The organism is Pseudomonas sp. G5(2012) (genome assembly GCF_000408945.1).
Taxonomy (GTDB): Bacteria; Pseudomonadota; Gammaproteobacteria; order Pseudomonadales; family Pseudomonadaceae; genus Aquipseudomonas; species Aquipseudomonas umsongensis.
Genome location: NZ_APIO01000075.1, coordinates 1 through 11,174 on the forward strand (window position 1 = coordinate 1; position 11,174 = coordinate 11,174).

Genomic DNA, 11,174 nt, shown 5'->3' on the forward strand with positions numbered 1-11,174 from the left:
TTGGCGGCAGGCTTGGCCGGTGCTTTTGCGGCAACCGGTTTGGCAGCAGCTTTCTTCGCAGGAGCCGCAGCTGGCTTGGCCGAACGCAGGGACAACGCCTTGCCGACAGCCTCTTGAACGCGACCAACACCCTGGGCCAGTTTCAGGCTTTCCTGGGCGTCGCGCTTGAGTTGCAGGATGTAGCCGCGAGTTTCCGATTGACGATCCTTGAGTGCATCAAGCAGGTCCTCGAGCTCTTTCACCGCGCCCTTGGCCTTGGCTTGTGCCTTGGCCTTTCCGGCCGCCGCTGCGTCCTGCAATTTGGTGCGGGATTTGTGCAGTTTCTCTTGCGCTTTTCCGCGCTGCTTTTCCAGTTTGGCGAGCAATTTCTCAGCATCAGCCAAAGCTTCGGAACAAGCGTTTTCCAGATGCTCGAGCAGGCTGCCCGAGAGTTGTTGGAGCAGGTGCAACGGAGTACTTACAGGCTTCTTGGTGGCCGACATGGTTTACCTCCTGGCTGGGGTGAGTGCGGCTCATACTAGACCTCTGCTGCTACCGCCGCTAGGGCATCTTGACAGTATCCAAAGCGCTGCGTTGCAACGAACTGAAAATGTTCTGCGCTGGCGCAAAAGCAGTTCACCTTTGAATGCATTCGCACTGGCATAATCGGCCGCATCCCAGGCTGGAGAGTGTCGATGTCGCGCTACCTGTTTTTATCGTTTTGCGTGATTTTTTCCGTGGCCCAAGCCGCCGAAAAAAACCCGGAAAAAGACGCTCACGATCTCGCTTACAGCCTGGGCGCAAGTCTCGGCGAGCGCTTGCGCCAAGAGGTTCCTGACTTGCAGATTCAGGCATTGGTCGAAGGATTGCAGCAGGCCTATCAAGGCAAGCCACTGGCGTTGAAGGACGAGCAGATCGAACAGATTCTGAGCGAGCACGAAACGCGGGTGAGCATGCAGACGCCTGCGCCGCAAAACACGTTGGCGCTGGAAAACGAGCAAAACTTTCTCGCCAGGGAAAAAGCCAAACCTGGCGTTCGCGAATTGGCGGATGGAATCCTGCTGACCGAGTTGGCACCGGGTAACGGCACCAAGGCCGGACCAAACGTAAAGGTCCAGGTGCTTTACATCGGGAGACTTCCTGACGGCACAGTGTTCGACCAAAACAATCAACCGCAATGGTTCAGTCTCGATAGCGTGATCAGCGGCTGGCGCAGCGCGCTGCAAAACATGCCGGTCGGTGCCAAATGGCGCCTGGTGATTCCATCATCGCAGGCTTATGGCGCCGACGGTGCCGGCGACCTGATCGCCCCCTTCACTCCCCTGGTATTCGAAGTCGAATTGCGCGACGCCTCCAGCTGAAAGCACAAACGAAAAACGGTGCGCCATGGCGCACCGTTTTCATGTTTTGCGGGGAGAACGATCAGGCCTGAACCGAATCTTCTTCCTTGTGAGCGGTATGCAGCACTTCGATCAGGCAGTCTTCCAGTTCGAAGCGCTCATGCAGCAAGCCACCCAGCGTCTTGAACTCATCAGCAACACACTTCCCGGCATCGCACAGGTCGTTGAACGCGAGGAGTTTCTCGGTGATGACGTCGATGCGTGGGTAGATGGTCTCGGCGAGTTCCAGGCCACGCTTGTCGTTGAAGGCCTTGGCCTCCCCCGTCAATTGTTCGTAGATCTCGAAGTGGCCGGCGGATACGTAATCGACCAGGACGCCGCAGAACTCTTGCAAGGGCTTGCGGTTCTCGGACAGTGCCTCAGGTTTTGCTCCGAGCTTGTCGTACGCATCGATCAGCTCTTTACGCTCTAGCAACCAGCGGTCAATCAGCAGATGAACTCCACCCCAACGTTCCTGAGCATTCTGACAACTTTCGAGCATGGCGGTCTCTCTTCCCTTGTGGGTCATGCTGCTCTACACCTGTCACACACTTGAGAATCAAGATCGACCAGGCAGAGCGTCATCGAGCAACATAAATCCAATGACACGTGCGGGCCAGATTATGCCCGCACGACGGTGGCTTCAAGGTACTCAGACGATAAAGTTCATACAAGTGTTTAATCTTTGGCAAGCACCCGATGCGACGACTCGCCGCCGAGCGGTCGTCTGCTGGCGCTCAAGGCCAGGCCAATCAGCTGATAAATTCCCGGAATCATCACCGCTACGAAGAACAGCAGGCTCCATTCCGGAATGCTCAAATCGAACAACGTCCAGGCTATCCGCGGGCAGTCGACGGCACTCTGGAACAACTGCTGCGCAACCCGTAACCACGGGGCGCTGGTAAATACCTCGGCAAGGTCGGGCGAGCAGGCGGAAAGTTGATGCACTGGGTCGCTTTGCAGCAACACCTGGCGCCAGGCCGTGAATGTGCCCAACAGGCCGCAGAACAGCCCGAGCAGCCAATACACAAAGGCCCCCAGGCGACCGGGACCGTGCACCGAAGCTATCAGGCTCAAACCGGTCAACAGCGCCAGGCAAGCCCGCTGCAACAGACACAAGCCACATGGCTGGAGGCCGACTGCATATTCCAGGTAATAGGAAACGCCCAAGGCCAGGGCGCCTGCGATGAACACAGTGAAAAACAGGGAGCGGGGGCAGGCCAACGACATGGCGTTTCCGTAACAATAAGAGTCCGACAGCTACGGTAGTGGAAACTGCGCAACCCTTACAAGGCGGGCAGATGCAGACACTTCAGCAAATACGTTAGGAAATCCCGACAGGCATCGGAGGATAAGATGCAATGGTCTGTAGGACTTTGCTGAAGCGGGATTGTGAAGGGAGAATTCCGACAGACTCTGGAGCAGCGGATCGCCCATTCGAGCGATCCTTCACTCAGTGGTCAAACGCGAGCCAACACCGGCAACGGTGCCGCCAGCAAGCGCTCATCGAGCAAGCCCAGGCCTTCCTGGAATAGCTGGTTGCTGCGTTCGGTGTCTCCCATCTGTGCCAGCAGGCGGGCCAGTTCGGCGCATGCTTCCGGATTGCGCTGTACCCGCAGACTGCTTTCCAGATAATCCCGGGCCTTGCCCCACAGGCTGCTTTGCAGACACAGGCGACCCAGCGTCAGCAACAGGCCAGGATCTGTCGGATGATCCTTGAGCCAGCCCTCGGCGAGTTGCAGCTGGCGAGCCGGGTCACTGCCGCGTACCAATCCATAAAGGCGCGCCAGATGACTGTCATAGTTACGCTTCAGCGCCGTGCGCAAGACTTCTTCGGCCTGCACCTGGGCCCCCAGTTGCCGCAGCTGCTCGGCATAGGCGAGCACCAATTGCGGCTCTTGGCGCTGAGCCGAGGTCAGCTGTTGCCACGCGCGATCGAGCGCCTGTAAACCGAGCGCCCCTTCCACGTCCTTATGCGCCGCCAGGGACAGGTTCTCACCCCAGGCTCGACGCTCCAGTTCGGCCAGTTCAGCCGCTGGCAGGACTTTGTCCTTGCGCAGCTCAGGCAGCAAGCGAATCACTGCCGACCAATCACCTCGCTGCTGATGCAGGCGCTGCAACTGACGCAGCGTCTGTGCGTTATGCGGATGACGCTCGTGCATGGCCTGCAGGGTCACCAGGGCGCCCTCGGTATCACCACGATCGGTCTGCAACTGCGCGTGATTCAAGGCAATCGCCAACTCGGCCTGGGGCTGACGCTCCAGAGCACGCTCCAGCAGGTTGTCACTTTCTTCGTATCGACCTTGTTCGTTCGCGGCCCGTGCAGCCCCGAGGTAGTAAAGCAGCGGCTGGCGCTCGGCTTCTGCGGCCCGATGCAAATGACGCTGCGCGCTGGCCCAGCGACCTTCGGCCAGGTCCAGTTGCCCATGCTCTATCGCCACCTGGATCCGGCGACTGCGATTGCGCCGTGACCACGGGTTGACCACGCCACCGGAGGTCGTCACCAGTTCGATCAACGCCTTGATGCCCCAGAAGACCAGCCAGAGAACGGCGATCAAGGCCAGGGTTGCCCACAGGCTCGATTCGTAGCGAAAGCTCTTGTAGGCGATCAGGACGTAGCCTGAATGCTCGGCGATGGCCAAGCCCAGCGCAGCCGCAGCCGCAATGGCCAGGAACACGATCACATAGAGGCGTTTCATGGGGTGGCCTCCTGCGCGGTATTCGCGGCAGGTTTGGCCAGCGGCTTGATCGAGTCCTCGGCGTTGACGTTACGCCGCTCCAGATAGCCCTGGACCGCACTCAGGGTGCCAGTCAGGTCCGGGGTGACCACGGAGACCGGCTGCTTGCTCAGTTCCGCTACCTGTTCGAGCATCACTTTGCTCTGGGGATTGTCCGGGTTGAAGTTGCCCTTGAGCACATCCCGCGCCTCTGCCAAGGCTTGCGAATACACCGCTGCCTGACCGTTGAGCGCAGCCCATTGCGCCTGCTCCAGCGCCAGGCTCAGGGCGAGGCGAACCTGACTCAGGCTCTGCCCGGCCAGCAAAGGACGAACATTCTTGTCGGCGTTGAAATCGATACGGATGTAGCGCGAGATCTGATCCCACCATTGCGCCCAGCGGCTGGCGCCGTCGCCATCGGCGGTCAGTCCCAGCAAGGATTCGCCGCGATCCTTGTACTCGGGCGCGAGCTCGGTCAGGTTGATCACCTGGTCGCGCAACGCCCCCAGTCGCAGGAACAAACCGGTGCGATCCGGCTGTTCGGTGCTGCGCAGGGCCACCAGGGTCTTGGCCACTTGCTCGCGAGCGGCAAAGGAGCCAGGGTCATTCTGTTCACGGAGAATTTCATCGGCGCCTTGCACCAGGGCTTGGGCGCTGCTGATGTCCTGCAGGGCCGAAAGACGCAGGCTGGCCAGACGCAGCAAGTGCTCGGCCTCTGCCAGTCGCCAATCCTTGCGGCTGGCGCCGAGGACGGTTTCCAGGCGTTGATTGAGTCGCTGCTGATCACCCTGAAGCTGAATCACCAGCCGACTGCGCTCTTCCAGCACATCGGCGCCGGGCAGTTGCTCCAGACGCGCGCTTAGGCGTTGATCATTGAGTTTCAGGCTCTGCGCCTCGTCACTCAACGCCTGCACCTGACCCAACTGCTGTTGGTTGATCGCTTGCAGGTGACGCACCTGCCAGACCCCCCAACCACCCACCGCGACACCGGCGGCGCCCAGCAGCAGCGCGACGATGGCCAGCCCATTGCCGCGGCGCTGCACCGCAGCAGGTGGCGGCTGCATTTCATCAACCGGCGCTTCAAGCACTGGCCGGACGTCATCTTTTGGCAAGGCTGTTTCGCTCACGTATCCATCCTTTGCATTAGAGAACGGGTTCGGGATACTCCCGCAACGCCGTCAGCAATGCCGTGGCGCTGGCGCCACGACAATCCACAACTGTTTGGGCTCCGGCGGCACGTGCCAGCTCGGCGACCCTGGGGCTTGGTACAAACAACGGCAACCGCGACAACTGCGGCCAGGCATCGCCAGCCAATTGATGCAGGTGCTCAAAACCTTGTCCACTGCTGACCACCAGTGCATTCAGGCGTTCCGTTTCGATCCGCTGCTCCAAGGCTGCCGAGGGGTATTGCGGCAGCTCGCGGCGGTACAACTCCAGATACTCGACACTAGCACCTGCCTCGCGCAAACGCTCAGCCAGCAGTTCACGCCCGCCCTCCCCGCGCAAAATCAGCACACGCGGATCAGGCCCGGCGAGAGCCTCGCGCAAACTCGCAAGCTCGAGCAAGGCTTCGCTGTCGTCGCCCTCCTCCGGAAAGCTCACGTCCATGCCGTGATCCTGAAGAATCCGTGCCGTCGCGCAGCCGACGCTAAACCACTTCACACGCGGTGCTTGAGAGCAAAATTGCTCGAGCAGTTCGACGCCGATTCGCGCAGCGGGCTTGCTGACCACAATCACCGCACTGTAGCGATCGAGCTCGCGGATCACTTCGCAGATTGTGTCAGAGACAGGGATCGGCACTATGTCTAAAAGCGGCAAGCTACTGCTGAAAATCCCCTGGTCGGCCAAAAGACTGGCCAACGCCGCCGACTCATCCGCCGGACGCGTCAGCAGCAGGCGCCAGCCCGTCACTCGTGGCCTGCCTCGCCATAGACCGCTTTCAGAATTTCGGCGGCGCCCTGGCTCAAAAGGTCTTCGGCCACTTGCACCCCCAACGCCTCGGCGTCACCACGCGGCGCTCGGGCCTGGGCACTGAGCAGCAGGCCGCCACTCGGATCTCCCACCAGGCCACGCAACCAGACCTGTTCACCCTCAAGCACGGCGTAGCAGGCGATCGGCACCTGGCAGCCGCCATTGAGGTGTTTATTGAGGGCACGTTCGGCGCTCACGCGAGTCGCGGTGTCCTGGTGATGCAGCGGTGCGAGCAGTGCGTGGATTTCGCTGTCGGCGGTGCGACATTCGATGCCCACTGCGCCCTGACCACCGGCCGGCAGGCTGTCGTCGACACTGATGGCCGAGGTGATGCGATCTTCAAAGCCCAACCGGATCAAGCCGGCGGACGCAAGGATGATGGCGTCGTATTCGCCAGCGTCGAGCTTGGCCAGGCGCGTGTTGACGTTGCCGCGCAGGAAGCGGATCTCCAAATCCGGACGACGGCTCAGCAACTGGGCCTGGCGGCGCAGGCTCGACGTGCCAACGATGCTGCCCGCAGGCAATGCATCGAGGCTGGCGTAAGTGTTGGACACGAATGCATCGCGAGGGTCTTCGCGCTCGCAAATACAGAACAGGCCGAGACCTTCGGGGAAGTCCATCGGCACGTCTTTCATGGAATGCACGGCGATGTCGGCTTCGTTTTCCAACAGCGCGGTTTCCAGTTCCTTGACGAACAGGCCCTTGCCGCCGATTTTCGACAGGGGTGAGTCAAGCAGCTTGTCGCCGCGACTGACCATGGGTACCAAGGTCACGAGCAGACCCGGATGGGCCTGTTCCAGACGGGCTTTGACATATTCGGCCTGCCACAGGGCAAGAGCGCTTTTGCGGGTGGCGATGCGGATCTGGCGAGAGGACATGGATCAATCCGTACTGAATAGATACGGCGGATAATAACAGCTCAGCCAAATCCACTTTGACTTGTATCAGAAACTACTCGGCCTCCCTGGCCCCGGATATCCGGCAATCGGGTGTGAAGTCCGCCAGCAACCAGCGAATCAAAGCTGTTGCATCATTTTCCGCACGCCGGCCACGTGGCGTCGGCTGACGATCAATGCATCGCCGTTCAGGCCCTTTAGAAACAGCTGGAAATGCCCCAGCGGTGTTCGTTGCAACCGTTCGATGCGCTCGCGAGCGACCAGTGCGTTGCGGTGAATACGCACGAAACGGTCACCGAACTCATCTTCAAGGGCTTTGAGCGGCTCATCCAACAGCACCTCACCGCTTTCGTGACGCAAGGTCACGTACTTGTGGTCGGCAATAAAATAGACCACCTGGTCCAGCGGGATCAGTTCGATCCCCTTGCGGGTACGAGCACTGATATGGCTGCGCGGGCCGTTGCCACTTTCGGCGGCAGGGCGAGTCAGGGCGGCGAGTTGGCCACGATTGGGCCGTTCGGCTTTTTTCAACGAGTCATGTAATTGTTCAGTTCGCACAGGTTTCACCAGATAGCCTACGGCGCTGGCCTGTAAGGCTTCCACGGCAAATTCATCGGGCCCCGTGCAAAACACCACGGCGGGCGGGGTTTCACGTTCGCACAATCGCGCGGCCACTTGCAGGCCATCGAGGCCTGGCATGCGGATATCAAGAAGCACGATATCCGGCTTGTGGCTGTCGATCAGTGCCAACGCTTCATCGCCGTTCGTAGCGCTGGGCTCCAGGACACTGTATCCCTCGAGCTCGCCAACCATTCGGCTCAGGCGCTCGCGGGCAAGGGGGTCGTCATCAACGATCAGGACATTCATATTGCGCTGGATTCCTGCGTGAGTCTCGCACAAGGATAGCGTAGACAGGTGAAGTGACGTCCGTCACCGCGATCCACGCTAAGACTAGCGCGAGCGTCAAAAAGTGCCGCTGGTCGGGCAGCTAAATTTTTATCTGCCGGGCGATTAGCGGCCCAGGCCCGCTTTGGCGACACATCGCCACAGGGTTTGCTGATACGCAATATGAACACCCCCTCTTCTTATAGTCCTCTTGCGCACCGAGAAGTGCGCTCATCCTACTGTCCAACTGTAGACGGTTGCCGGAACGTTATTGCTCAATTGAAAAATATCGTTGTGCAAATTGTTCGCACACAGGCTCTGACACCCTGGGCAATGAAAACCAGTCGACCAGTGCCAGCGACAGGATTGGCAACCCTGTTATTATCCGCGGCAGCTTTCAACGCCATCTTTCTACAGCCGATACGAGCGAATTCATGAGCACTGACAAGACCAATCAGTCCTGGGGCGGCCGCTTCAGTGAACCCGTCGACGCCTTCGTCGCCCGCTTCACCGCCTCCGTCACCTTCGACCAGCGCCTGTATCGCCACGACATCATGGGCTCGATCGCCCATGCCACCATGCTGGCCAAGGTCGGTGTGTTGACCGATGCCGAGCGCGACAGCATCATCGATGGCCTGAAGACCATCCAGGGTGAAATCGAGGCCGGCCAGTTCGATTGGCGCGTCGACCTCGAAGACGTGCACATGAACATCGAGGCACGCCTGACCGACCGCATTGGCGTGACCGGTAAAAAACTGCACACCGGCCGCAGCCGTAACGACCAGGTCGCCACCGACATTCGACTGTGGCTGCGTGACGAAATCGACCTGATCCTCGGCGAAATCACCCGCCTGCAAAAAGGCCTGCTGGAGCAGGCCGAGCGCGAAGCGGGTAGCATCATGCCTGGCTTCACTCACCTGCAGACGGCTCAGCCGGTGACCTTCGGGCACCACATGCTGGCCTGGTTCGAAATGCTCAGCCGCGACTACGAGCGCCTGGTCGACTGCCGCAAGCGCACCAACCGCATGCCACTGGGCAGCGCCGCGCTGGCCGGCACTACCTACCCGATCGACCGCGAATACACCGCCCAACTTCTGGGCTTCGACGCCGTGGGCGGCAACTCGCTGGACAACGTGTCCGATCGCGACTTCGCCATCGAGTTCTGCTCAGCGGCCAGCATCGCGATGATGCACTTGTCGCGCTTCTCCGAAGAGCTGGTGCTATGGACCAGCGCGCAGTTCCAGTTCATCGATCTGCCGGACCGTTTCTGCACCGGCAGCTCGATCATGCCGCAAAAGAAAAACCCTGACGTGCCGGAGCTGGTACGTGGCAAGAGCGGTCGTGTATTCGGCGCGCTGATGGGCCTGCTGACCTTGATGAAAGGCCAGCCCCTGGCCTACAACAAGGATAACCAGGAAGACAAGGAACCGCTGTTCGACGCCGCTGACACCCTGCGCGACTCGTTGCGTGCCTTTGCCGACATGATCCCGGCGATCAAGCCAAAGCACGCGATGATGCGCGAAGCAGCCCTGCGCGGCTTCTCCACTGCCACCGACTTGGCCGACTACCTGGTACGCCGCGGCCTGCCTTTCCGCGACTGCCATGAAATCGTTGGCCATGCCGTGAAATACGGCGTGGAAAACGGCAAGGACCTGGCGGAAATGAGCCTGGAAGAACTGCGCAAGTTCAGCGACCAGATCGATCAGGACGTGTTTGCCGTGCTGACCCTGGAAGGTTCGGTCAACGCCCGTAACCATATCGGCGGGACAGCGCCAGCACAGGTCAAGGCCGCCGTAGCACGCGGTCAGGCACTGCTCGCCAGCCGCTAAAAGCTAAAAGCTTCGCGAGCAGGCTCGCTCCCACATTGAATGGTGTTCACACATCAAATTCTGTGGGAGCGAGCCTGCTCGCGATGACTGAGTTCAGAACACTACAATCTACTTCTTGGACGCGATCATCGCCATGAACGCTGGCATCGCCGCCTCCTTGTCCGCCGCAATTCGCTGAACATTCGGGTTATCGCCCAGACGCTCCAGCAGCGCCTTGGCTGCCGGCAGCTCAGCCAACAGATCAATATCGAACAGCTTCTTCGCTACTCCGCACGCCAGCGGCACGCTGTACAGGAAATAAAGATCCGCCACGCTCAGGTTTTCGCCTGCCACGTAGGGGCTGAATTTTCCGTGCCGGCCTAGCGCCGCAATACCCTGCAATAGTTCGGCCTTGGTTTTTTCCTTGATCGCATCCGGTAGCGTCATGCCAAAAAACGCTTCGGGATAAGAGGCACGCGCCGGTAGCTCGATATACAGCTCGATCTCCTTGGCCAGCGCCAGCACCTGCGCCCGCTCAAAGGGGTCGCTTGGCAGCAATGACTTGCCACCCTGGCTTTGCTCGATGTATTCGAGAATCACACTGGTTTCATTGATGAATCCCTGCTCTGCCTGCAGTACCGGAACTTTTCCGCGCGGGCTGATGGCCAACGCCTCAGGGCTGGTGCCCGCGTAAAACGGCACTTCTTCGAACGGCAATCCTTTCTCCAGCAGCGCCAGCTTGACCATGTTGTAGTAGTTGCTGACGGAAAAACCATAAAGCTTGAGCATCACATAGCCTCCAGGCTGTGCGGGGGTGGGCAGTGCCTGTTTATAGAATGCTCCGGGCTTTCTTTCCAGCAGCATCACGCGGCTGAATGCAGTTAAACTGATGAACTTTCCCAGAGGAGCCTGCCATGACCGAGCCAACCGATATCGATAACGACGAAGAAGAATTCGCCGAAACCACGCTGACCGAAGCCATCGAGAACCAGATCGAAAGCGACAATCCGCCGGCTGCCAAAGCGACCTTCAACAAGCTGACGCTGGTGGGCTACGAGCGCGAAGACATCCTCAATCTGATGGCTCACGTTTTGGCCATAGAAATCGACACGATGCTCGACGAAGACCGCGCGTTCAATACCGAATGGTACGAAGCCGCGCTGCGGGCTCTGCCCGAGTTGCCGCCGGAAAAGAAATAACCCTGTCACGAACACTGGACATGCCGCACAAGTGGGATCACCTTAGGGACGCTGTCGCCAAATTCCTAGAAAGTCTGGAGTCCTTATGTCGCTTACCCCTGAGTTGGTTGCCGAACTGGAAGTCCTCGCACTCTTCAACCTGGACAGTTCCCAGGAAGGTTTGAAAATTCATCAAACCGCTGCCCCGAAACACATTGCCGCTGCCAAACGCCTGCATGAAAAAGAACTGATCGACCAGCCTGATGGCGGTTACCTGACCAGCCTGGGTCGTGATGCCGCGCAAAACGTGCAAACCGTGCTCACCATTCTGAGAGCCGAAGAAACAGCCTGAATTCCCCTG

The 11,174-nt window shown here is 59.6% G+C and carries 13 protein-coding genes; 4 read left to right on the forward strand and 9 right to left on the reverse strand.

The features are described 5' to 3' along the window. Window positions 1-482: AlgP family protein (locus PG5_RS21960; protein WP_042955644.1), on the reverse strand; the 482-nt coding region annotated here is incomplete at its 3' end. 192 nt (window positions 483-674) lie between these two features. On the opposite strand from PG5_RS21960, the gene PG5_RS21965 reads away from it, so the two are divergent. Next, the gene (locus tag PG5_RS21965; protein WP_020799324.1) at window positions 675-1,340 is read left to right on the forward strand and encodes an FKBP-type peptidyl-prolyl cis-trans isomerase; all 666 of its coding nucleotides are present in this window, start codon (window positions 675-677) and stop codon (window positions 1,338-1,340) included. 61 nt (window positions 1,341-1,401) lie between these two features. On the opposite strand, the gene PG5_RS21970 is transcribed toward PG5_RS21965, so the two are convergent. The 7 genes from PG5_RS21970 to PG5_RS22000 form a co-directional block, all read right to left on the reverse strand. Next, window positions 1,402-1,860 (reverse strand): Rsd/AlgQ family anti-sigma factor, encoded by a 459-nt coding sequence (locus tag PG5_RS21970; protein ID WP_033039380.1) that lies wholly within the window; start codon window positions 1,858-1,860, stop codon window positions 1,402-1,404. 176 nt (window positions 1,861-2,036) lie between these two features. Next, entirely contained in the window at window positions 2,037-2,588 is a 552-nt protein-coding gene (locus PG5_RS21975) for a disulfide bond formation protein B (RefSeq protein WP_020799326.1), read from the reverse strand. A 230-nt stretch (window positions 2,589-2,818) separates the two neighbouring features. Continuing rightward, window positions 2,819-4,057 (reverse strand): heme biosynthesis protein HemY, encoded by a 1,239-nt coding sequence (locus tag PG5_RS21980; RefSeq protein ID WP_020799327.1) that lies wholly within the window; start codon window positions 4,055-4,057, stop codon window positions 2,819-2,821. Further along, complete coding sequence (locus PG5_RS21985; RefSeq protein ID WP_020799328.1) at window positions 4,054-5,202, reverse strand: uroporphyrinogen-III C-methyltransferase; 1,149 nt, start codon at window positions 5,200-5,202, stop codon at window positions 4,054-4,056. Before PG5_RS21985 ends, PG5_RS21980 begins: the two co-directional genes overlap by 4 nt. A gap of 16 nt (window positions 5,203-5,218) precedes the next feature. After that, window positions 5,219-5,986, reverse strand: coding sequence for a uroporphyrinogen-III synthase (locus PG5_RS21990; protein ID WP_020799329.1), 768 nt, complete (start codon window positions 5,984-5,986; stop codon window positions 5,219-5,221). After that, window positions 5,983-6,924 carry a hydroxymethylbilane synthase gene (hemC, locus tag PG5_RS21995; RefSeq protein ID WP_020799330.1) on the reverse strand — a complete coding sequence of 314 codons (942 nt, stop codon included), beginning with the start codon at window positions 6,922-6,924 and terminating at the stop codon, window positions 5,983-5,985. The genes PG5_RS21990 and hemC overlap by 4 nt, the downstream gene beginning before the upstream one ends. Window positions 6,925-7,062: 138 nt before the next feature. Next, entirely contained in the window at window positions 7,063-7,809 is a 747-nt protein-coding gene (locus PG5_RS22000) for a LytTR family DNA-binding domain-containing protein (RefSeq protein WP_020799331.1), read from the reverse strand. Window positions 7,810-8,261: 452 nt separating this feature from the next. Between PG5_RS22000 and argH the strand changes: the two genes are divergently transcribed. Beyond that, a complete protein-coding gene (gene argH / locus PG5_RS22005; protein WP_033039373.1) occupies window positions 8,262-9,656 on the forward strand; it encodes an argininosuccinate lyase in 1,395 nt (464 codons plus the stop codon). Window positions 9,657-9,764: 108 nt separating this feature from the next. Here argH and PG5_RS22010 read toward each other — a convergent pair whose 3' ends face one another. Next, a complete protein-coding gene (locus PG5_RS22010; protein ID WP_033039370.1) occupies window positions 9,765-10,424 on the reverse strand; it encodes a glutathione S-transferase family protein in 660 nt (219 codons plus the stop codon). 125 nt (window positions 10,425-10,549) lie between these two features. On the opposite strand from PG5_RS22010, the gene PG5_RS22015 reads away from it, so the two are divergent. Next, the gene (locus tag PG5_RS22015; protein ID WP_020799334.1) at window positions 10,550-10,834 is read left to right on the forward strand and encodes a hypothetical protein; all 285 of its coding nucleotides are present in this window, start codon (window positions 10,550-10,552) and stop codon (window positions 10,832-10,834) included. 85 nt (window positions 10,835-10,919) lie between these two features. Further along, on the forward strand, window positions 10,920-11,165 hold the full coding sequence (locus PG5_RS22020) for a TIGR02647 family protein (RefSeq protein ID WP_008066390.1): 246 nt from the start codon (window positions 10,920-10,922) through the stop codon (window positions 11,163-11,165). The last annotated feature ends 9 nt before the right edge of the window (window positions 11,166-11,174 follow it).

Excerpts from the sequence above, each read along its gene's own strand:
- PG5_RS21965 (WP_020799324.1), top strand. The coding sequence starts at position 675 with ATGTCGCGCTACCTGTTTTTATCGTTTTGCGTGATTTTTTCCGTGGCC.
- PG5_RS21970 (WP_033039380.1), bottom strand. The coding sequence starts at position 1,860 with ATGCTCGAAAGTTGTCAGAATGCTCAGGAACGTTGGGGTGGAGTTCAT.
- PG5_RS21975 (WP_020799326.1), bottom strand. The coding sequence starts at position 2,588 with ATGTCGTTGGCCTGCCCCCGCTCCCTGTTTTTCACTGTGTTCATCGCA.
- PG5_RS21980 (WP_020799327.1), bottom strand. The coding sequence starts at position 4,057 with ATGAAACGCCTCTATGTGATCGTGTTCCTGGCCATTGCGGCTGCGGCT.
- hemC (WP_020799330.1), bottom strand. The coding sequence starts at position 6,924 with ATGTCCTCTCGCCAGATCCGCATCGCCACCCGCAAAAGCGCTCTTGCC.
- PG5_RS22000 (WP_020799331.1), bottom strand. The coding sequence starts at position 7,809 with ATGAATGTCCTGATCGTTGATGACGACCCCCTTGCCCGCGAGCGCCTG.
- argH (WP_033039373.1), top strand. The coding sequence starts at position 8,262 with ATGAGCACTGACAAGACCAATCAGTCCTGGGGCGGCCGCTTCAGTGAA.
- PG5_RS22010 (WP_033039370.1), bottom strand. The coding sequence starts at position 10,424 with ATGCTCAAGCTTTATGGTTTTTCCGTCAGCAACTACTACAACATGGTC.
- PG5_RS22015 (WP_020799334.1), top strand. The coding sequence starts at position 10,550 with ATGACCGAGCCAACCGATATCGATAACGACGAAGAAGAATTCGCCGAA.
- PG5_RS22020 (WP_008066390.1), top strand. The coding sequence starts at position 10,920 with ATGTCGCTTACCCCTGAGTTGGTTGCCGAACTGGAAGTCCTCGCACTC.